The sequence below is a fragment of the Xanthomonas sp. BRIP62418 genome, from assembly GCF_003993495.1.
GTDB lineage: Bacteria > Pseudomonadota > Gammaproteobacteria > Xanthomonadales > Xanthomonadaceae > Xanthomonas > Xanthomonas euroxanthea.
On sequence record NZ_QEZG01000061.1, the window covers coordinates 1 to 20687 of the forward strand.

Sequence of the window (20687 nt, forward strand, 5' to 3'; positions counted from 1 at the left end):
CCACGTCTGATGCATACCGCACGACAGACGGCTTTTCAGGTGAGCGCCGACCAATTGTCTGGTGCGGTGCCCTTGCCGGTTGCGGGACCGTGTGGCGGCATGGATGCCGCCACCGAGCCCCCAGGGACGGGTTCACGGCGTGTCCCGCAAGCGGTGAGGGCACCGCGCCCTCGACGCTGTAAGTTTGCTGCGGGGCCCGCCCGCCCACCATCGCAGGACACGCCGCAAATACGTCCGTGTGGGCGCACGCGGCATCCATGCCGCGTAAGGTCCCGCGGTGGTGAGCGGGCAAGGACCCAGTCACGACGGTCGGCGTGCGTGGTTGCAGGCAGGGCATGACTTACAATGTCCGCATGAACGACAGCGCCCATATCGACTACGCCCGCTACGACCATATCCGCCCACTGCTGTGGACCGGCGATGCCCTGGAACTGCTCGACCAACGCAAGCTGCCGTTCGTGGTCGAGCATGTGCGTTGCGACACCAGCGACGCCGTGGCCGAGGCGATCCATTCGCTGGCCGTGCGCGGAGCGCCGGCGATCGGCATCGCGGCCGGGTGGGGCGTGGTACTGGCGGCGCGCGACATCGCTGCCGAGGACGGTAGTGAAGCCTTGCAGAAACTCGAACCGGCGCTGTTGCGGCTCAATGCCGCGCGTCCGACCGCGGTCAATCTGGCCTGGGCGCTGATGCGCATGCGTCGCTTGCTGGGCGCTGCCGGCGCCGACTGGCGCGAGGTGATCGCGCGCGAGGCGCAGGCCATCGCCGATGAAGACCTGGCGGCCAATCGGCAGATGGGCGCGCTTGGTGCGGCGTTGATCGACACCGGCAGCGGCGTGCTGACCCACTGCAATACCGGTTCGCTGGCCACCGCCGGTTTCGGGACCGCGCTGGGCGTGATCCGCGCCGGCGTGGCGCAGCAGCGCATCGCCAAGGTGTTTGCCGGCGAGACCCGGCCGTGGTTGCAGGGCGCGCGCCTGACCGTGTGGGAGCTGCAGCAGGACGGCATCGACGCGACCCTGATCGCCGATTCGGCCGCCTCGCATCTGATGAAGTCCGGGCTGGTGCAGTGGGTCATCGTCGGCGCCGACCGCATCTGCGCCAATGGCGATACCGCCAACAAGATCGGCACCTACCAGCTGGCGATCGCCGCGCGCCACCACGGCGTCAAGTTCATGGTGGTGGCGCCGTCGTCCACGGTCGACATGGACACCGCCAGCGGCGAGCAGATCGAGATCGAGCAGCGCGATCCGGGCGAGTTGTTCGGGGTCGGCGGCGTGCGCACCGTGGCCGATGGCATCCATGCCTGGAATCCGGTGTTCGATGTCACCCCCGGCAGCCTGATCGATGCGATCGTCACCGAACGCGGGGTGATCGTGCAGCCGGACCCGGCGCGCATGCAGGCGGCGTTCGGCGGCTGAGGCCAGTGCGGCGCGCTATCGCCGCATCGTCCCGTCAAAATCCTGCAAGTGCTTGTTTCTGGCCGGTAAACCGGCGGCATCGTGGTGCCCCTTCGTGATACAATCCGGGGCTTGAATCGATCGGCGGGAGCGTGGGGTCGGCAGCCTGTGACCAAGGCGCCCCCGACGCGGCTTTCCGGCTGGCCCGCCACCTCACTTACGGAACCCGAATGGCAGAAACCGCCAAGGAAATCATCCAGGTCAATCTGGAAGACGAGATGCGCAAGAGCTATCTCGATTACGCGATGAGCGTGATCGTGGGCCGCGCACTCCCCGATGCCCGTGATGGCCTCAAACCCGTGCACCGCCGCGTCCTGTACGCCATGCACGAGCTGGGCGCTCACAGCAACAAAGCCTACTTCAAGTCGGCGCGTATCGTCGGCGACGTCATCGGTAAGTACCATCCGCACGGCGACCAGTCGGTGTACGACACGCTGGTGCGCATGGCGCAGCCGTTCTCGCTGCGCTACATGATGGTGGACGGCCAGGGTAACTTCGGTTCGGTCGACGGCGACTCCGCCGCGGCGATGCGTTACACCGAGTCGCGCATGTCGCGGCTGGCGCATGAGCTGATGGCCGACATCGACAAGGAAACCGTCGATTTCCAGCCCAATTACGACGAAAAGGAACTGGAACCGACGGTCATGCCGACCCGGTTCCCGAGCCTGCTGGTCAATGGCTCGGCCGGTATCGCGGTGGGCATGGCCACCAATATCCCGCCGCACAACCTGACCGAGGCGATCAACGCCTGCATCGCCTTGATCGACACGCCGGAACTGGATGTCGAAGGCCTGATGGAGTACATCCCCGGTCCGGATTTCCCCACCGCCGGCATCATCAACGGCACCGCCGGCATCGCTGCCGGGTATCGCACCGGCCGTGGCCGCGTGCGCATGCGCGCCAAGGCCGATGTGGAAGTGGCCGACAATGGCCGTGAAGCGATCATCGTCACCGAGATTCCGTATCAGGTGAACAAGGCGCGGTTGATCGAGAAGATCGCCGAGCTGGTCAAGGAAAAGAAGCTCGAAGGCATCAGCGAGCTGCGCGACGAGTCCGACAAGGACGGCATGCGCATCTACATCGAGGTCAAGCGCGGCGAGTCGGCCGAGGTTGTGCTCAACAACCTGTATCAGCAGACCCAGATGGAGTCGGTGTTCGGCATCAACATGGTGGCGCTGATCGATGGCCGCCCGCAGTTGATGAACCTCAAGCAGATGCTGCAGGCGTTCATCCGCCACCGCCGCGAAGTGGTGACCCGCCGCACCATCTATGAACTGCGCAAGGCGCGTGCGCGTGCGCATGTGCTGGAAGGTCTGACCGTCGCGTTGGCCAACATCGACGAAATGATCGAGCTGATCAAGACCTCGGCCAATCCGCAGGAAGCGCGCGAGCGCATGCTGGCCAAGACCTGGGAACCGGGTCTGGTGGGCGCGCTGCTGGGCGCTGCCGGTGCCGAAGCCTCCAAGCCGGAAGACCTGGCGCCGGGCGTGGGCCTGGCCAACGGCTTCTACCAGCTCAGTGAAGTGCAGGCCTCGCAGATCCTGGAAATGCGCCTGCATCGCCTGACCGGGTTGGAGCAGGAAAAGCTGACCGACGAGTACAAGCAGTTGCTCGAGGTGATCCAGGGCCTGATCCGCATCCTGGAAAACCCGGACGTGCTGCTGCAGGTGATCCGCGACGAGCTGATCAATATTCGCGAAGAGTACGGCGACGAACGCCGCACCGAGATCCGCCACAGCGAAGAAGATCTGGACATCCTGGACCTGATTTCGCCGGAAGACGTGGTGGTGACGCTCTCGCACGCCGGCTATGCCAAGCGCCAGCCGGTGAGCGCGTATCGTGCGCAGCGCCGTGGCGGCCGTGGCCGGTCTGCGGCGGCGACCAAGGAAGAGGATTTCATCGACCAGCTGTGGCTGGTCAACACGCATGACACGCTGCTGACCTTCACCAGCAGCGGCAAGGTGTTCTGGCTGCCGGTGTACCAGCTGCCGGAGGCCGGCTCCAATGCGCGTGGTCGTCCGATCATCAACTGGATTCCGCTGGAACCCGGCGAGCGGGTGCAGGCAGTGCTGCCGGTGCGCGAGTACGCCGACAACCGCTATGTGTTCTTTGCCACGCGCAACGGCACGGTCAAGAAGACCCCGTTGAGCGAATTCGCGTTCCGTCTGGCACGCGGCAAGATCGCCATCAACCTCGACGAGGGCGATGCGCTGGTCGGCGTGGCCTTGACCGATGGCGATCGCGACGTGCTGCTGTTCGCCTCCAACGGCAAGACCGTGCGCTTCGGCGAATCCACGGTGCGCTCGATGGGCCGTACCGCCACCGGCGTGCGCGGCATCCGCCTGACCAAGGGCGAAGAGGTGGTTAGCCTGATCGTGGCCGAGCGTGCCGGCGGCATCGAAGGCGATGTCGAGGACGAGGGTGTCGAGGACGTGGTGGAAAGCACGGACGGCGTCGAGGCAGAGGTGATCGACGGCGCCGAAAGCGACGACATGGCCTACATCCTCACTGCCACCGAGAACGGCTACGGCAAGCGCACCCCGCTGACCGAGTACCCGCGCAAGGGGCGCGGCACGCAGGGCGTGATCGGCATCCAGACCACCGAACGCAACGGCAAGCTGGTGCGTGCGGTGCTGCTGGGCGCCACCGACGAAGTGCTGCTGATTTCCGATGGCGGCACCCTGGTGCGCACCCGCGGTTCGGAGATCTCGCGCGTGGGTCGCAATACCCAGGGCGTGACCTTGATCCGCTTGTCCAAGGGCGAAAAGCTGCAGGCGGTCGAACGCCTGGATGCCTCGCTGGAGGAGGCCGAGGATGTGCTGGACGATGCAGCGGGCGTACCGGCAGCCAGCACAGGCGAGCTGCCACCGACCGAAGCGTGATCGCAGCAGGCGAGCAACGCAGTTGAAGAAAAACGCCGGCGCACAGCCGGCGTTTTTTATTGCACGCGGTGACATCTGCAACGCAGTGTTTTTCGACGCCGGTCGCAAAGAACGCGGCTTTTTCACCGTGGCGGGTCGAAGGTTGTTGGTGGTGCGGCGGCGTTGCGTCGCCGCAGATCGAAGAGGAACAACTGATGACGACATTGCATCGTCCTTCCCGTCGCGGCCATTGGGCGCTGGCGACGTTGGGAGGCGTGATTGGAGTGCTGGGCACCGTGCTGCTGACAGGCGGCGTGTGGCTGGCCGCGCTGGGCGGCTCCTGGTATTACGCGCCTGCGGGCGCGGCGTTGCTGATTGCCGGCGTGCTGCTGTTTCGCGGTCGCAATGCGGGCGCATGGTGGTTTGCCGCCGTGGTGGCGGCGTCACTGCTGTGGACATGGTGGGAATCGGGCAGCGACTACTGGCGCTGGGTGCCGCGGCTGGGCTTGATCGTCGGCCTGGCGTTCGTGCTGGCGCTGTTGCTGCCGAAGCTGGAGCGCCCCGTGTCGCGCGCGGTGTCGCGCAGCGTGGCCGGCGTCCTGGCAGCGGTGTTCGTGGTGGCCTTCGCGCTCGCCTTCGTGCCGTTTGGAGTGACCGAGGCCGATGGTGCGCTGGCACATGCTGCCGGCATGGCTGCGGGCCTGGTCAAGCGCAGTGCGTCTGCATCGCCTGCGGCCTCTGATGGGCAACCGGCCAATGCGCCTGCCGACGACGACTGGGCCGCGTACGGACGCAGCCAGGCCGGGCAGCGCTATTCGCCGCTGCAGCAGATCAACCGCGACAACGTGGCGCAGCTGACGCAGGCCTGGGTCTTCCACACCGGCGACCTGCCGAGCAAGCGCTGGGGTGCGGAAACCACGCCGCTGAAGGTGGGCGACAGCCTGTACCTGTGCACCGCGCGCAACCAGGTGATCGCGCTGGATGCCGCCAGTGGCAAGGAGCGTTGGCGCTACGACCCCAAGGTCAAGGACGAGGCGATTCCGTATACGGCCGCCTGCCGTGGTGTGTCGTACTACCAGGTGCCGGCGGCGGCCAACGATGCCGCGGCAGCGGCGGCGGCCGATGCGTCGGCGCTGTGCCGCACGCGCATCATCGAAGGCACGCTGGACGGCCGCCTGATCGCGCTGGATGCAGGCAGCGGCAAGCCGTGTACGGATTTCGGCAACAACGGCCAGGTCGCTATCACCGCCGGCATGGGGCAGACGCCGCCGGGGTATGTGTCGATCAATTCGCCGCCCGCCATCGTGCGCGGCGTGGTGGTCACCGGACATCAGGTACTGGACGGGCAAAAGCGTTACGAGCCGTCCGGTGTGATCGAGGGTTTCGATGCGGTGACCGGCCAATTGCGCTGGGCCTGGGACATGACCCATCCGGACTGGAACGGCGCACCGCCGCCGGGCCAGACCTGGACGCGTGGCACGCCGAACATGTGGACCACCGCCGCGGCCGATGAACAGCTGGGCTATGTGTATCTGCCGATGGGCAACTCCACCGCCGATTACTGGAGCAGCTCGCGCACGCCGCAGGAGAATCGCTATGCGACCTCGCTGGTGGCGCTGGATGTCACCACCGGCAAGCCGGTATGGAATTTCCAGACCACGCATATCGATACCTGGGATTACGACCTGGGCTCGCAGCCGAGCCTGATCGACTTCCCCAAGGACGGCGTCAACGTGCCGGCGGTGTTGTTGCCGAGCAAGCAGGGCGAGTTGTACGTGCTGGACCGGCGCACCGGCAAGCCGCTGGTGGGCGTGGAGGAACGTGCAGTACCGGGTGGCGGCGTGGAGCCGCAGATGCGTGCCAGGACCCAGCCATTTTCGCTGTACCACACGCTGCGCAAGCCGGATCTGACCGAGCGCGACATGTGGGGGATGACGCCGATCGATCAGCTGGTCTGCCGCATCCAGTTCCGCAAGGCCAGCTACAAGGGCATCTACACGCCGCCGGAAGCCGACCGCCATTCGATCGAATATCCCGGCTACAACGGCGGTTCGGATTGGGGCAGCGTGTCGGTGGATCCGCAGCGCGGCGTGATCGTGGCCAACTACAACGACATGCCCAACTACAACCTGCTGGTGCCGCGCGCCAAGGCCGACAAGCTGGGCTGGGCGCCGCGCGATGAGGTGCGTGGCGATACGGGGGGCGCAGAAGGCGCGGGCGATCCGCAGGCCGGCACGCCGTATGCGATCAACGTCAATGCGGGCTGGCGCCTGCCGTTCACCAAGCTGCTGTGCAAGCAGCCGCCGTATGGCGGCATCCGTGCGATCGACCTGGCCAGCGGCAAGACGCTGTGGGACCGTCCGTTCGGCAGCGCACGCGGCAATGGCCCGTTCGGTATCCGTTCGGGTCTGCCGATCGAGATCGGCACGCCGAACAATGGCGGTTCGGTGGTGACGGCCGGCGGATTGATCTTCATTGCCGCAGCCACCGACGACCTGATCCGCGCCATCGATCTGGCCACCGGCAAGGAGCTGTGGCATGCCAAGCTGCCGGCCGGTGGCCAGGCCAACCCGATGGTGTACGCCTACAACGGCCGCGAGTATCTGGTGATCATGGCCGGCGGCCACCACTTCATGGAGACGCCTGCAGGTGATGCCGTGGTGGCCTACGCGCTGCCGCAAAAGGCACCGTGATGCACGCAGCGAGCGAATGCGCTAGCTGAGGCTTGCTAGTCACTCCCGAAGCCTGAAACGAAAAGCGCACCGCAAGCGGTGCGCTTTTTTCATGGGCAATCGCAGCGTGGCCAAACAACATGCATCTACCTGTTGACCCAACAGAACCCCGCATCCACGCTCTTACGATTCCCGATTCCCGATTCCCGATTCCCGATTCCCGATTCCCGATTCCCGATTCCCGAATCACCCGACGTTGGCAGCGGCCGCATCTTCCATCACCGCATCGCGCACATCCTGCGCGAGCGTCGCCTTGACGATGATCGAGCGGATGGCATCGGTGGCATCCGACAGCGGCACATCGCTGCCCAGGCGCTGGAAGGTATCGCGGCTGTTATAGCCGGACCCATCCTTCAGGTAATGGTCGTACATCGACAGCAGGTCCTGGCAGGCGGTGATCAGCGCTGCGACATTGCCGCGCAACAAGGCATAACCGATCTGGTCGAAGCTGTGCAGGCAATCGGCCAGCCAGTGCAGGTCGTAGCGGGCCGTGGCCGGTTCCGGCGCCGTGTGGCCGCGGCTGTAGGCGCTGTAGCGGCGCAGGCTGCGTGCCACCCGTGCGACGTGCGTGAACAACGTGCCGATTTCGTTGGCGATATCCAGCCGCTGCACCATCACCATCGGAATCACCTGGCTGTCAGCGGCCGGCGCCTGTTCGGCGGCCGTCTGTTCCCGCTGTTCCAGCGATTGCTTGAGCACGGTATAGCTGCGCTGCAGCGATTCCAGTTCCAGCGCGCTGGCGGCCGCGCGCGCCTTCAGCTGCGAGAGCGCGGCCTGGTAGCGGGCCAGGCTGTCCTGCGTGCTGGCGAGCTGGCCGGATTCGGCGCGCAGCTGCCGCCCACGCACGAACGCCAGCACGGTGGCAATCAGCGCCCAGAGCGCGAATGCAGGCACCAGGTAGATCAAGATGCCCATGGAGATTCCTCAAAACGTTGCATACCTTGTCGGCCTGCACGCCGCGGACTTGAGGGCAATCGTCGGGAATGTGATGGACGACGATGTCCCCCGCTTGCATCCTGATGCCGGAAGCTCTCACGGCCCCCTGACGAACGGCACGCGGCGGGCGGAGTCGCGGCATGCTCGAATCAGCGCATTCGCCAGCCCGGAGCCTTGCATGGGCAGATGGATCGACCGCTGGCCGCCAACGCTGCGGGGCATCGGCTCAGTCGGACTGCTCTGGGCGTTGCTGTATGCCACCGCGCATGCCGCGCCACCCGTGCCGCCATCGGCACCGGTGCAGGTGGGTTACAGCGAAGCCACGGATCTGTTCAACCTGCTGGATAACCTGTCGGACTGGTTGCCGGGTTTTACGGTGCCGGTGTATCGCAGCTACTTCGAAACCCATGGAGGGCTGGATCAGGCCGATCGCGCAGCACTGGTCGCCTATGCAGATTTCCGCCGCCGCACCTCGGGGCTGGCAAAGGACGACGATCCGGAGGTGCTCGACCGTGTGTTTGCGCCAGAGGCCACCCGTGATGTGGATCCTTTCTCGCGGCATTTCCTCGGGAATGCAGAATTCGAGGCCGCAGCGAGCGCCGCCATTGCGGAGCAGTCGGCGGATGACCAGGCGATGCTGCGTGCGTATCTTGCCCGCTTCGTTCCACGCGCCAGGCGGCTGGTCACAGCTGCCGCCCGTTTCGAGCAACAGGCGCGCATGCTGCGCGAGGAACTGTCCAACCCCGCCGTGTCGCGGTTGGCGTCGCAGATGCGGGCGTTCTTCGCGGTGCCGGAGCCTGCGGTGTTCCAGGCAAGATTCGTCTGGTGGCCGGAGCCGGACACCACCCAGGCCAAGGTACGCGGACGCGCCATGCTGCTGTATTCGCAGCATGATGCGCTCGTCGGCACGGCCTCGATGGACTGGGCGCCGATCGTGTTGCACGAATTGAGTCACCACCTGTCTGCGGGGCAACCCTCGGCGCGTAAGCGCCTGCTCGCTGCCAACTTCATGCGGCTGTGTCCGGGTGCGGCCAGCTTGCCGAACCCGCTCAACGCGCTGGAAGAACCTCTGGCGATCTATTGGGGACAGTATCGCTTTGAGCAGGCGGTGCGCGGGCGTTCGCTGCCGCCGTCATCGCAGTGGTATATCCAGGCGCACGCCGATCGCGCGGCGAAGGCGATCGCAGCCGCTTACCCGGCAAGCGGGGCGGCGCCGGCGCTCGATGACGACGCATTGCTGGCTGCTGCTGCATCGGCCTGCCAGTAGACAGTGATGGAAATGAAAGCCGCTGACAGAATGTAGCGGCCAGTCGGCGCGTGCTGCGGACAGCGCGCCTAGCACCGGTGATGTAGGCGTGGTGAGGGCCGACAGCGTGCGGCGGACACGCTGCCGGCGAAACAGCGGCCGAGGATACTCAGCCGAGAATCCCCGGCAGATCCAGGCCTTTTTGCCTGGCGCAGTCGGTGGCGATGGCGTAGCCGGCATCGGCGTGGCGCATCACGCCGGTGGCCGGGTCGTTCCAGAGCACGCGCTCCAGGCGCTTGTCGGCGGCCTCGCTGCCGTCGCAGACGATGACCATGCCGGCATGTTGCGAAAACCCCATGCCGACGCCGCCGCCGTGGTGCAGCGACACCCAGGTGGCACCGGAGGCGGTATTGAGCAGCGCGTTGAGCAACGGCCAGTCGGAGACCGCATCCGAGCCGTCGGCCATGGCTTCGGTTTCGCGGTTGGGCGAGGCCACGCTGCCCGAATCCAGGTGGTCGCGGCCGATCACCACCGGCGCCTTGAGCTCGCCGCTGCGCACCATCGCATTGAAGGCCAGACCGAGCCGGTGGCGGTCACCCAAACCGACCCAGCAGATCCGCGCAGGCAGGCCCTGGAAGGCGATCTTGTCGGCCGCCATGTCGAGCCAGCGGTGCAGATGCGTATCGTCGGGAATGAGTTCCTTGACCTTGGCATCGGTCCTGGCGATGTCGTCCGGATCGCCGCTGAGCGCGACCCAGCGGAACGGCCCGATCCCGCGACAGAACAGCGGCCGGATGTAGGCGGGCACGAAGCCGGGGAAGTCGAATGCGTTGTCTACGCCTGCTTCCAGCGCCATCTGGCGCAGGTTGTTGCCGTAGTCGACGGTGGGCACGCCCAGGGCATGAAAGGTGAGCATGGCGCGGACGTGGTTGGCCATCGCCTCGCGCGCGGCCGCTTCCACCTGCTTCGGTGCGGACACGCGCTTGGCGTCCCATTCCTCCACCGTCCAGCCCTGCGGCAGGTAGCCGTTGACCGGGTCGTGCGCGGAGGTCTGGTCGGTCAGCAGGTCCGGCTTGACTCCACGTAGCAGCAGTTCGTCCAGCACGTCTGCGACATTGCCGAGCAGGCCGACCGACATCGGCTTCTTGGCCGTGCACGATTCCTCGACCAGGCGCAGCGCTTCGTCCAGGTCGTCGGTCCAGGTGTCCAGATAGCCGGTGCGCAGGCGCATGTCGATGCTGGAACGGCGGCATTCCACCGCCAGGCACGAGGCGCCGGCCATCACCGCGGCCAGCGGCTGCGCACCGCCCATGCCGCCGAGGCCACCGGTGAACAACCAGCGCCCGGACAGGTTGCCGCCGTAATGCTGGCGGCCCATCTCCACGAAGGTTTCGTAGGTGCCCTGCACGATGCCTTGGGCGCCGATGTAGATCCAGCTGCCGGCGGTCATCTGGCCGTACATCGCCAGACCCTTGCGATCGAGTTCGTTGAAATGCTCCCAGCTGGCCCAGCGCGGCACCAGGTTGGAGTTGGCGATCAGCACGCGTGGTGCATCGGTGTGTGTGCGGAACACGCCGACCGGCTTGCCGGACTGCACCAGCAGGGTCTGGTCGTCGTCCAGGCGGGTGAGCGCGGCGACGATCGCATCGAAGGATTCCCAGTCGCGCGCGGCGCGGCCGATACCGCCATAGACCACCAGTTCCTGCGGGCGCTCGGCCACGTCCGGGTCCAGATTGTTCATCAGCATGCGCAGCGGCGCTTCGGTGAGCCAGCTCCTGGCAGTGAGCGTGGTGCCGGTGGCGGCGCGGATGACGCGGGTTGCATCGTGACGGGTCATGCCGGGTTCCTTGCAATCAACGGTGAGCCGCAGGCGGCGTGGTGTCGGAGGAGTGAGCGGTGGCGTTGGCGAAGTGCAGGCAGGCCAGCAGCACATGACGCAGCACCGCGCGTAGCGCGACCGCATGTGCGGGGAGCCAGGGCGTCGGCCAGTTCTGCGGGGTGATCGCGTCCGGCTCGCGCATATAGCCGCGGCACGCCAGCTCCATCTGCAGCGTGTGCACGCCCTGCTCGGGCTGCGCATAGTGGCGGGTGATCCAGCCGCCCTTGAAGCGCCCGTTGCGCACGGTGCTCGAGCCGCTGCTGCGGCACAGCCGCTCCACCGCATCGGCCAGCGCCGGAGCGCAACTGCGGTCGTCGTTGCTGCCGATGTTGAACTGCGGCAGCTCGCCATCGAACAGATGCGGGATGAAGGAGCGGATCGAGTGCGCGTCGTACACCACGATTCGGGGATGCAGCCGACGCAGGCGCGCGATTTCGTCGGCAATCGCCGCGTGATAGGGGTCGAACCAGCACGTGCGGCGCCAGGCAATCTGCGCTTGGTCGGGTTCGGCGCCATCGGCATACAGCGGCTGGTTGTCGAAGGTGGTCAGCGGACACAGGCCGGTGGTGTTCTGGCCCGGATACAACGACGCCCCGCTGGGGTCGCGGTTGACGTCGATCACCGAGCGACAGATCGCGGTGCGCACCGTGGTGGCGCCCAGCGATTGCGCAAAGTCGTACAGCTGATGCACCCACCAGTCGGCATCGCGACGTGCCAGCCAAGGCGAGACGAACTGGTCCACCAGCGCGTCGGGCAGCTCGGTGCCGGTATGCGGGAAGCTGAGGATCAGCGGCGCATCGCCGCGGTGGATGTCGAGCCAGGGCAGGGCGCTCATGCGGCGTCTCGCATCATGCCTGCTGCTCCACGCCTGGCAATGCCGTGGCAACCGCGTGCGCAAGTGCACCCGAACGCACCAACGCGCTGGCCGCCAGCATGTCGGGGTGGAAATAGCGGTCGTCCTGCAAGGTGGGCACCTGCGCGCGCAGCAACGCGCGTGCGGCTTCCAGTGCGGCGCTGGAGCGCAGCGGCGCATGGAAGTCGCAACCTTGTGCGGCCGCCAGTAGTTCGATGCCGATCACGTGTGCGGCGTTCTCGGCCATCGCCAGCAAGCGCCGCGCGCCATGCGCTGCCATCGATACATGATCTTCCTGATTGGCCGAGGTCGGAATCGAATCGACACTGGCCGGATACGCGCGTTGCTTGTTCTCCGACACCAGCGCCGCAGCGGTGACCTGCGGAATCATGAAGCCGGAATTCAGGCCCGGGCGCGGGGTGAGAAACGCCGGCAGGCCCGACAACGCCGGGTCGACCAGCATCGCGGTGCGGCGTTCGCTGATCGAGCCGATTTCGCACACCGCCATCGCCAGCATGTCGGCCGCGAAAGCCACCGGCTCGGCATGGAAGTTGCCGCCGGACAAGGCCTCGCCGGTATCGCTGAACACCAACGGGTTATCCGAGACCCCGTTGGCCTCGATCTCCAGCGTGCGTGCGGCCTGGCGCATGATGTCCAGCGCCGCGCCCATCACCTGCGGCTGGCAGCGCAGGCAGTACGGATCCTGCACGCGCACATCGCCCAGCCGGTGCGATTCGCGAATGCTCGAATCGGCCATCAGCGCGCGCAGTGCTGCGGCGGTGGCGATCTGCCCGGGCTGGCCGCGCAGGGCATGGATACGCGCATCGAATGGCGTGTCCGAGCCCTTGGCCGCTTCCACCGACAAGGCGCCAGTGACCAGCGCGGCCTGCAGCACGGTCTCGATCTCGAACAGGCCGGCCAATGCGCAGGCGGTGGAGAACTGGGTGCCGTTGAGCAGCGCCAGGCCTTCCTTGGCGCCCAGCACGCGCGGCTGCAACTGCACCTGCGCAAGCGCGTCGGCGGCAGGCAGGCGTTGCCCGCCGACGAAGGCCTCACCGACGCCGATCATCACCGCGGCCAGATGCGACAACGGCGCCAGATCGCCGGATGCGCCCACCGAACCCTGGCAGGGCACCACCGGCGTGATGCCTGTACGCAGCATCGCCTCCAGCAATGCCAGCGTGCCCGGCTGCACGCCCGAGGCGCCCTGGGCCAGGCTGGTGAGCTTGAGCGCCATCATCAGCCGAACCACCGGCACCGGCGTGGGCTCGCCGACGCCGGCCGCGTGCGAGAGCACGATATTGCGCTGCAGGGTCTGCAGGTCCTCGCGCTCGATGCGCACGCTGGCCAGCTTGCCGAAGCCGGTATTGACGCCATAGACCGGCTCGCCGCGCGCCACGATGGCCTCCACCGTCTGCGCGCTGCGCAGCACCGCGGCCGCGCAGGCGTCGTCCAGCACGACCTCGGCGCCGCGATACAGCGCACGCCACTGCGCCAGCGTGACCTGGCCGGGCTGCAGGACAACAGATGCACTCATGAGGACTCCGGATTCAGCAGGAATGCCCGCGCCAGACGCGGGCATGAAGAGGATTGAAGCCCATGCGGTAGACCAGGTCGGCCGGCGCATCGATGTCCCAGATCGCCAGGTCGCAGTGCATGCCGGCACGCAGCCGACCGAGCCGCTCGCCGCGCCCCAGCGCGCGTGCGGCGTGCCGGGTGAAACCGGCAATGCACTCGTCCACGGTCATGCGGAACAGCGTGGCGGCCATGTTCATCGCCAGCAACGGGCTGGTCAGCGGCGAGGTGCCAGGGTTGCAGTCGGTGGCCAGGGCCAGCGGCACGCCGGCGGCGCGCAGCGCAGCGATCGGCGGCAGTTGGGTATCGCGGGTGAAATAGAACGCGCCGGGCAACAGCACCGCGACCGTGCCGGCGCCGGCCAGGCCTTGCGCGGCAATCGCCGGAATCATCTGCGTGCAGACGGCGTCGATGTAGCCTTGCGCATCGCCGCCCGGCGGCACCGCGTGCGCGCCGAGGAAGGTCGGCACCACTTCGACCTTGCGCAGCGTGGCGAGCTGACGTGCCACGCGCAGCTGCTTGGTTTCGTCCTCCAGCGTCAGCCCGTAGCCGGATTTGATTTCCAGCGTGGTCACGCCCTCGGCGAGCATCGCGTCCAGGCGCGGCAGGCTGGCGGCCAGCAGCGCTGCGTCATCGGCGGCACGGGTGGCGCGCACCGTGGCCACGATGCCGCCGCCGGCTGCGGCAATCTCGGCATAACTGGCACCGCGCAGGCGTTGCTCGAACTCGTTGGCGCGATTGCCTGCGTACACCAGATGGGTATGGCAATCGATCAGGCCGGGGCTGATCCAGCGGCGCTGGCAATCGTGCGCAACGTCCGGCTTCAACGCCGGAGCCTGCGCGGCCGGGCCGGCATAGGCGATGCGGCCGTCCTGGCAGGCCAGAATGCCATCGTCCACGATGCCCAGGCCGCCATCGGCCGCGTCCAGGGTCATCAGCCGTGCGTTGTGCCAGAGGACGTCGCAATACATGGCGCAGGCTCATGCTGTCTGATATGTATATACAATAGAACCGGCAATCGAGGGTGTCCAGTGGCAGACCAACAGGTGCAGGCGTTGTGGGCAGCGCGGGCCCTCCTGCCCGATGGCTGGGCTGGCGATGTGCGGATCACGCTGGCGCAGGGGCGCATCGCCACGGTGCAGGCCGATCGCGCACCTGTCGCCGGCGATACCCGGGTCGCGCTGCTGCTGCCCGGGCTGGGCAACCTGCACAGCCACGCGTTCCAGCGCGGCATGGCCGGCCTGACCGAGGTGGGCGGGCGCAGCGGCGACAGTTTCTGGAGCTGGCGCGAGCTGATGTACCGCTTCGTCGACCGGCTCGATCCGGACAGCCTGCAGGCGATCGCCGAACAGGCCTATGTGGAAATGCTCGAAAGCGGCTTCACCCGCGTCGGCGAATTCCACTACCTGCACCACAGCCCCAGTGGCGCGGCGTATGCGCAGGCTGGCGAAATGTCCGGGCGCATCGCCGCTGCCGCCGCCAACACCGGCATCGGGCTGACGCTGTTGCCGGTGTTCTATGCGCATTCGGATTTCGGCGGCCTTGCGCCCAGCGCAGCCCAGCGCCGTTTGATCCATGACATCGATGGTTTCGCGCGGTTGCTGGACGACTGCAGGCGCAGCCTCACGGCATTGCCGGATGCCGTGCTTGGACTGGCGCCGCACAGCCTGCGCGCGGTCACGCCGGAGCAGCTGGCGGCGTTGATGCCGCTCACCGAGGGCCCGATCCATATCCATATCGCCGAGCAGCAGCGCGAGGTCGAGGCCTGCCTGGCCTGGTCGGGCCAGCGCCCGGTGCAGTGGTTGCTGGCCAACGCACCGGTGGATGCGCGCTGGTGCCTGGTGCATGCCACGCACGTGGACGCGAGCGAGCTGCAGGCCATCGCCGACAGCGGCGCGGCGGTCGGGCTGTGCCCGATCACCGAGGCGAATCTGGGTGACGGGCTGTTCCCGATGCAGGCATTTGCCGCCGCGGGCGGGCGCTTTGGCGTGGGTTCGGATTCGAATGTCCTGATCGACGCGGCCGAAGAACTGCGCCTGCTCGAATACGGCCAGCGTCTGCAGCTGCAGGCGCGCAATGTGCTGGCGCAGGCGGGTACCTCGAGCGGGCGCTGGCTGTTCGACCAGGCGGGCGAGGGCGCGGCGCAGGCCTTGGGCATTGCTCACACTGGCATCCGGGTTGGCGCATCGGCCGATCTGCTGGAGCTGGACCCGGCCCATCCGGCGCTGCTGGCGCGCAATGACGATGCGCTGCTGGACAGTGGGCTGTTCGCCGCGCGCGGCGGTGCGGTGCGCACTGTCTGGCGCGCCGGGCGGCCGGTGGTGCGTGACGGGCGCCATGTGGATCGCGCGCGGATTGCCACGCGTTTTGCCGGCGTTTTGCGAGCGCTGCTGAGCAAATGAGCCGATACGCGCACAATGCAGGTCTGACCGGAGACCCGCTTTGACCGCCACCCCCATCGCCGCGCCCGGCACCCTGCATCAACGCATCCGGCAGGATCTGGAACAACGCATCCACAGTGGCGACTGGCCGCCCGGTCACCGTGTGCCGCCCGAACACGAGTTGATGGCGCAATACGCTTGTTCGCGGATGACCGTGAACAAGGTGCTCGGCCTGCTTGCCGATGCCGGCATGATCGAACGCCGCCGCCGCACCGGCTCCTTCGTGGCGCGCCCGCATCCGCATCTGGAGCAGGTCGCCTTGTCGATTCCCGACATCGAGGTGGAAATGACTGCGCGCGGCCACGTCTACGCGTTCTCGCTGGTGTCGCGGCGGCTGCGCAACCCGCGCCTGCGCGTGCCGCAGGAGCGTGCCCTGGGCAGCAGCGGCAAGCTGCTGGCGCTGGAAAGCGTGCACCTGGCAGACGGCAGCCCATTCGCGCTGGAACAGCGGGTGATCGACACCACCACCGTGCCCGAGGCATTGCTGCAGCCGTTCACCGACATCGCGCCGGGCAGTTGGTTGCTGCGCAACGTGCCGTGGACGCGCGCCGAGCACCGCATCAGCGCCGCCAGTGCGGACGCCGCGCAAGCCGAACGCCTGCAGGTGGACGATGGCACGGCCTGCCTGGTCATCGATCGCCACACCTGGCGCGGCGACCAGCCGGTCACCTACGTGCGTCAATTGTTTCTGGGCGGGTCCTATGACCTGGTGGCGCGGTTTGCGCCAGGAATGCGCTGACCCTCAAACGCACGGCTGAGCACATGGATCAATGTATGCATCAGATCGTCGTGCACTGCCGCCAGCGCACCGGTTCGTCCACGCCCGGCCGGGGATTGAGCTGCACGCGCACGGTGCGCAGGTACGGGTAGCGCTGCAGTTCGCGGCAGATCAGCGGCCACGCCGCAGCGTCTTCGACCGAGCGATCCACCGCCAGCGTTGCCTGGGTGATCCAGATGCCGCGCACCAGGCCGGGCGTCCGAGCCAACGCCTTTGACACGTCGCGTTGATAGCCCTGCACGGTTATCGCATCCGGTTCGGCAGTGCCTGCCAGCGGCATCGATGCAGGCGCCGCGGCTGTCGGCGGTGCTGGCTGTTGCGAGGGTGTGCGCTGCGGTGCCGGGATTGCAGAAACCGATTCGGCAACGCGCGAAGTGGCCACCAGTGCGGCCTGCTGTGTTGGCACGGGCGACTGCGCCGGCTGCAGCGCCAGCACCGCAACCAGGGCCAGGGTCGCCAGCGCCGCACCGGCACCGAGGCTGTGACGGATCGCACGGCGGCGCGCCATGCGGACCACCCCGGCTTCCACATCGCCCGGAAGATACGGCTTGAGCAAGGGCCACAGGCGCGTGCCATCCAGCACTTCGATGGACTGCCTCTCGGCGGCGGCCATGCCTTCGCGTTCCATCCGGCCTTCGGTCACCATCACGCCGCCGCCTGCGCCGGCCAGCCGCGCCATCGCACCCAGCTCGTTCACCGCTGCCACGCCGATGCGGTAGCTGCGCCCATGCTTGCAGGCCACCAGGCGGGTGCCTTGTCCGGTGCGCATCATGAATTCGGCCGTCGGCAGGCCGTCCTGCGGGACCTGGGTCGGTTGCCAACCGCGTTGCTCCTGCAGCACGCGCAGCACCACGCCGGAAAAGTCGCGCCAGTGCATGGCCGCCAATGCATGCACGCCCTCGGTGGTTTCGTCGGCACGGCGGCGCACCAGCCATACATAGGCGCACACCGCCAGCCAGAGCAGCAGGGAAGCCACAAGCGCCACAATCCAGGGAGGCATGAGCATCAAGCGAAGGGATGGCGCATATGACGAAGCGGTGCGCTTAGAAGAATCCTTCGCGGTAGGTTCGTCAATGGATCGGCGGCAGTGATCGCACGCGCCGTGATCCAGGCAGCAAAAGACCCGCCAGTCCGAAGCCGTGAGGGGAGGGGAGCAAACGGACTTCGTAATGCAGGACTGGCGGGTCCTTCCCGATTGTCTAAAAAATCATGCTGCTTTGCAACATTGCCGAACTGTCTTATTCACCATCAAATGCAGCATTGTTTGAGGTGGCGCTGCCGGTGGCTGTGCCTGCGCCGGTGGTGTCGCTGCTTGCGGCCTGCGCTGCCTGGTTGGCGGTGCGGTTGGCGCGCTTGGTCGCGGCGGTATTGGCACGCACCTGGGCCTTGAGCGATTCCACCTCGCGACGCAGGTTTTCCAGTTCGTCCTGCTCGGGGATGTTGAGCGTGCGCAAGACCCCCTTGACGCGTTCGTCGAAGGCCTTGCCCAGCTTGTCCCAGCCGCGCACTGCCGTGTCGCGTGCCTGCTCGAACTGGGTTTCCACCTCTTCGCGCAGCTCGTCGACGCTTTCAGCCGCCTTGCGCTGGCCGCTGCGCTCGTACGCTGCGCCTTCGCGCACCAGCGAGTCGAACAGCTTGCCCCCCTCGCTCTGCACCCGACCCAGCGCACCGAGCCCGGCCAGCCATACCGTCTGTGCCGATTCACCGAGCCGGCGCGAAATCTGTTCTGCCTGCGCCTGGAAGCCGTGCGCTGCATCGTCGCGCTTGCCGTTCTGATCGTATCCGGTCGTCATGGAATGCTCCTGTTGGGTTGCCAAGTGACGTTGCCTTCACCCTAGTCCGGGCACTGCATCGAGCAGGTGAAGCACCCATGAAGCATCCCCCTGCAACGGACGGCGCGGCTGACTTGTTGCTGAAGCGATAGTGCAGTCAGGCCGAGCCAGGCGATCAGACCCGATCAGCGGCGCTGCACGCTCAGGCGAGTTTTTCGGCCAGCAGGCGACGGATCTCCGATTCCACCATCGGCTGCATCGCCGACAACAGGAAGCCAAGCTCGGCGGTGACATGCACCTGCTGCGGCAACAGGGCGATCGCCCCATCCACGCCGGCACGCGCGATACGCAAGGTATCGCCTTCCCAATGCGAGGCGACGCCGTAGCGATCGGTCAGCTTGCGGGCCGCCGCGTCGATCGCTGCGCGGGCCTGGGCCGGCGACAGGGCATGGTCGTGGCGGATATCGATGCTGGACATGGGTTCCATGGAAAAGACGAAAGGAGCGCGCATTGTGCGCATGCGCGCGCCAGGCTCCAAGTGCCGCGCGCGTGGCACGCAGCGGCAACGACGCCCCGGCCCGGTGCATGGGGCGGGGCGACACCGGTCAGGTTGTTGGCCGCGGCGCGTGGCAAACCTGCTAGGCTGCGGCGGGTGCGCGATCTGCAAGTTCATTTCACCCACCGGCAGCAGCCGGATCATTCCCTCAAGCCCGGCGTCCACCGGATCGTCCGCCATGCCTCCGGCAGCGTGCGGGTGGTTGCCGATGCGCAGGGGGCGCTGCTGTTGGCGCAGTTCTGCCTGGACCAGCGCGGGCTGTGGCTGCAGGTGGCCAACGGGATCCGTGGCATCCACGTCAACGGACGCCCGGTGCGGCGCATGGCGCTGCTGCGCCCCGGCGATGCGATCTACGCCGACGGCGTGGAGATGCTCCTGCGCAGTGCGCCGTCGAGCGCGCCGGCCAGCGATGTTCAAGACGACGAGACCGGCCTGAGCGAGGTCTGCCTGCTGTTGCGCGGGCTCGGCGGCCGTCATCACGGGCGCAGCTTCACCCTGGACCGCTCCCGGCTGGTCGGCAGTGACCCGGCGGCGGACATCGTCATCGACGACCCGGCCTTTGCCGCCCAGCACGCGCGGCTGGAGCGCCACGGCGACCGTGTGCTGATCCGTGATCTGGGCTCGGAAGAAGGCAGCTGGATCAACGGCGTGCAGGTGCGCGACGGTTGGTTGCAGGCCGGCGACCAGGTCGTGTTCGACGCGCGCCACCGCTTTGTCGTCGAGGTGCCGCGTATCCATCACGGCACCACCTGGGACATCCCCGAGTCGGAGCCGCAGCCGCTGCCACGCGCGACCAGCGAGCCGGCGCGTGCGCCGGTCAAGGTCGCGCGCTGGCCATGGCTGCTGCTCAGCGCGGTGTTGCTGGCGGCGGCGTTGAGCGCCTTGCTGTGGTTCGGCGCGCGCTGAGTTTTTTCCAGATCCGCCAGCCCAGCAGCACGGCCAGAATGCCGGCATACAGCGCCGGTTCGCGGATGTCGGATTTCACCAGCCACCAGAAGTGCAGTACCGCCAGCAGCCCGATCGGGTAGATCAGCAGGTGCAGGCGGCCCCAGTTGCGCTTGAGCCGCCGCATCCAGCCCTGGGTGGAGGTGATCGCCAGCGGCACCAGCAGCAGCCATGCCGCAAAGCCGACCGTGATGTAGGGACGCTTGAGGATCTCCTCGAAGATCTGGGTCCAGAAGCCGCGCAGATCCAGGCTCAGGTAGGCCGCCAGGTGCACGCTGGCATAGAAGAACGCGTACAGCCCGAGCATGCGCCGGAAGCGGATCAGCAGCGCCTGGCCGGTGAGCTGGCGCAGCGGCGTGATCGCCAGGGTGATCAACAGGAAGCGCAGCGCCCATAGCCCGGTGCGGTGCTCGATCTCGGCCACCGGATCGGCGCCCAGCGCATCGCTGCCGGTTTGCCACACCTGCCAGAACTGCCAGCCGAGCAAGGCGATCGGCGTCAGTGCGGCGACATGCACCAGGGTCTTGGCGGCGATCAGGGATGCGGACGTCTTGGCCATGCGATCTCGAAGAAGGAAGCGATGCCGCGCGGGCAGGAAACGTGCGCGGACATGAAACGTAGGAGCGCACCCGGGCGCGACGGGCATCACCAGCAAA

The 20687-nt window shown here is 67.2% G+C and carries 16 protein-coding genes; 7 read left to right on the forward strand and 9 right to left on the reverse strand.

The genetic code is table 11. From position 1 onward, the window contains the following. Window positions 1-353: 353 nt before the first annotated feature. The 3 genes from mtnA to EO174_RS22320 all read left to right on the forward strand — a co-directional run bounded on the left by mtnA (window position 354) and on the right by EO174_RS22320 (window position 7011). Window positions 354-1418, forward strand: a complete 1065-nt coding sequence (mtnA, locus tag EO174_RS22310) for an S-methyl-5-thioribose-1-phosphate isomerase (protein ID WP_126947614.1) — start codon at window positions 354-356, stop codon at window positions 1416-1418. Between the two features lie 209 nt (window positions 1419-1627). Continuing rightward, window positions 1628-4339: a DNA gyrase subunit A gene (gyrA, locus tag EO174_RS22315; RefSeq protein WP_104582815.1), complete on the forward strand. Its 2712-nt coding sequence runs from the start codon at window positions 1628-1630 to the stop codon at window positions 4337-4339. 194 nt (window positions 4340-4533) lie between these two features. Beyond that, window positions 4534-7011, forward strand: coding sequence for a membrane-bound PQQ-dependent dehydrogenase, glucose/quinate/shikimate family (locus EO174_RS22320; protein WP_126947590.1), 2478 nt, complete (start codon window positions 4534-4536; stop codon window positions 7009-7011). A gap of 225 nt (window positions 7012-7236) precedes the next feature. On the opposite strand, the gene EO174_RS22325 is transcribed toward EO174_RS22320, so the two are convergent. After that, window positions 7237-7965 carry a hypothetical protein gene (locus EO174_RS22325; protein WP_104582817.1) on the reverse strand — a complete coding sequence of 243 codons (729 nt, stop codon included), beginning with the start codon at window positions 7963-7965 and terminating at the stop codon, window positions 7237-7239. Between EO174_RS22325 and EO174_RS22330 the strand changes: the two genes are divergently transcribed. Further along, complete coding sequence (locus tag EO174_RS22330) at window positions 7958-9253, forward strand: hypothetical protein (protein WP_241240066.1); 1296 nt, start codon at window positions 7958-7960, stop codon at window positions 9251-9253. The two genes, EO174_RS22325 and EO174_RS22330, sit on opposite strands and share 8 nt — an antisense overlap. 148 nt (window positions 9254-9401) lie before the next feature. Here EO174_RS22330 and hutU read toward each other — a convergent pair whose 3' ends face one another. The 4 genes from hutU to EO174_RS22350 are packed head-to-tail and all read right to left on the reverse strand — an operon-like array spanning window position 9402 to window position 14510. Next, window positions 9402-11069, reverse strand: a complete 1668-nt coding sequence (hutU, locus tag EO174_RS22335) for a urocanate hydratase (RefSeq protein ID WP_126947593.1) — start codon at window positions 11067-11069, stop codon at window positions 9402-9404. A gap of 16 nt (window positions 11070-11085) precedes the next feature. Next, window positions 11086-11946, reverse strand: coding sequence for an N-formylglutamate deformylase (gene hutG / locus EO174_RS22340; protein ID WP_126947596.1), 861 nt, complete (start codon window positions 11944-11946; stop codon window positions 11086-11088). 13 nt (window positions 11947-11959) lie between these two features. After that, window positions 11960-13501, reverse strand: a complete 1542-nt coding sequence (hutH, locus tag EO174_RS22345; RefSeq protein WP_126947599.1) for a histidine ammonia-lyase — start codon at window positions 13499-13501, stop codon at window positions 11960-11962. Window positions 13502-13514: 13 nt separating this feature from the next. Continuing rightward, complete coding sequence (locus EO174_RS22350) at window positions 13515-14510, reverse strand: amidohydrolase family protein (RefSeq protein WP_126947602.1); 996 nt, start codon at window positions 14508-14510, stop codon at window positions 13515-13517. A 60-nt stretch (window positions 14511-14570) separates the two neighbouring features. Between EO174_RS22350 and EO174_RS22355 the strand changes: the two genes are divergently transcribed. Further along, a complete protein-coding gene (locus EO174_RS22355) occupies window positions 14571-15941 on the forward strand; it encodes a formimidoylglutamate deiminase (protein WP_164740303.1) in 1371 nt (456 codons plus the stop codon). Window positions 15942-15981: 40 nt separating this feature from the next. Next, window positions 15982-16719 carry a histidine utilization repressor gene (gene hutC / locus EO174_RS22360; protein ID WP_164740304.1) on the forward strand — a complete coding sequence of 246 codons (738 nt, stop codon included), beginning with the start codon at window positions 15982-15984 and terminating at the stop codon, window positions 16717-16719. Between the two features lie 40 nt (window positions 16720-16759). Here the strand turns inward: hutC and EO174_RS22365 are convergent, their stop codons facing one another. The 3 genes from EO174_RS22365 to EO174_RS22375 all read right to left on the reverse strand — a co-directional run bounded on the left by EO174_RS22365 (window position 16760) and on the right by EO174_RS22375 (window position 19008). Next, on the reverse strand, window positions 16760-17764 hold the full coding sequence (locus EO174_RS22365; RefSeq protein ID WP_126947605.1) for a restriction endonuclease: 1005 nt from the start codon (window positions 17762-17764) through the stop codon (window positions 16760-16762). Between the two features lie 232 nt (window positions 17765-17996). Next, a complete protein-coding gene (locus EO174_RS22370; protein WP_115676698.1) occupies window positions 17997-18551 on the reverse strand; it encodes a phasin family protein in 555 nt (184 codons plus the stop codon). 181 nt (window positions 18552-18732) lie between these two features. After that, complete coding sequence (locus tag EO174_RS22375) at window positions 18733-19008, reverse strand: polyhydroxyalkanoic acid system family protein (protein WP_102596972.1); 276 nt, start codon at window positions 19006-19008, stop codon at window positions 18733-18735. Window positions 19009-19182: 174 nt separating this feature from the next. On the opposite strand from EO174_RS22375, the gene EO174_RS22380 reads away from it, so the two are divergent. Then, complete coding sequence (locus EO174_RS22380) at window positions 19183-19992, forward strand: FHA domain-containing protein (RefSeq protein ID WP_104648461.1); 810 nt, start codon at window positions 19183-19185, stop codon at window positions 19990-19992. On the opposite strand, the gene msrQ is transcribed toward EO174_RS22380, so the two are convergent. Beyond that, window positions 19934-20590 carry a protein-methionine-sulfoxide reductase heme-binding subunit MsrQ gene (gene msrQ / locus EO174_RS22385; protein WP_104582827.1) on the reverse strand — a complete coding sequence of 219 codons (657 nt, stop codon included), beginning with the start codon at window positions 20588-20590 and terminating at the stop codon, window positions 19934-19936. The genes EO174_RS22380 and msrQ overlap by 59 nt on opposite strands. Window positions 20591-20687 lie beyond the last annotated feature (97 nt).

What these genes read in the sequence shown, in the direction of transcription:
- mtnA (WP_126947614.1), top strand. Translation starts at nt 354, where the DNA reads ATGAACGACAGCGCCCATATCGACTACGCCCGCTACGACCATATCCGC.
- gyrA (WP_104582815.1), top strand. Translation starts at nt 1,628, where the DNA reads ATGGCAGAAACCGCCAAGGAAATCATCCAGGTCAATCTGGAAGACGAG.
- EO174_RS22320 (WP_126947590.1), top strand. Translation starts at nt 4,534, where the DNA reads ATGACGACATTGCATCGTCCTTCCCGTCGCGGCCATTGGGCGCTGGCG.
- EO174_RS22330 (WP_241240066.1), top strand. Translation starts at nt 7,958, where the DNA reads ATGCCCATGGAGATTCCTCAAAACGTTGCATACCTTGTCGGCCTGCAC.
- EO174_RS22325 (WP_104582817.1), bottom strand. Translation starts at nt 7,965, where the DNA reads ATGGGCATCTTGATCTACCTGGTGCCTGCATTCGCGCTCTGGGCGCTG.
- hutU (WP_126947593.1), bottom strand. Translation starts at nt 11,069, where the DNA reads ATGACCCGTCACGATGCAACCCGCGTCATCCGCGCCGCCACCGGCACC.
- hutG (WP_126947596.1), bottom strand. Translation starts at nt 11,946, where the DNA reads ATGAGCGCCCTGCCCTGGCTCGACATCCACCGCGGCGATGCGCCGCTG.
- hutH (WP_126947599.1), bottom strand. Translation starts at nt 13,501, where the DNA reads ATGAGTGCATCTGTTGTCCTGCAGCCCGGCCAGGTCACGCTGGCGCAG.
- EO174_RS22350 (WP_126947602.1), bottom strand. Translation starts at nt 14,510, where the DNA reads ATGTATTGCGACGTCCTCTGGCACAACGCACGGCTGATGACCCTGGAC.
- EO174_RS22365 (WP_126947605.1), bottom strand. Translation starts at nt 17,764, where the DNA reads ATGCTCATGCCTCCCTGGATTGTGGCGCTTGTGGCTTCCCTGCTGCTC.
- EO174_RS22370 (WP_115676698.1), bottom strand. Translation starts at nt 18,551, where the DNA reads ATGACGACCGGATACGATCAGAACGGCAAGCGCGACGATGCAGCGCAC.
- EO174_RS22375 (WP_102596972.1), bottom strand. Translation starts at nt 19,008, where the DNA reads ATGTCCAGCATCGATATCCGCCACGACCATGCCCTGTCGCCGGCCCAG.
- msrQ (WP_104582827.1), bottom strand. Translation starts at nt 20,590, where the DNA reads ATGGCCAAGACGTCCGCATCCCTGATCGCCGCCAAGACCCTGGTGCAT.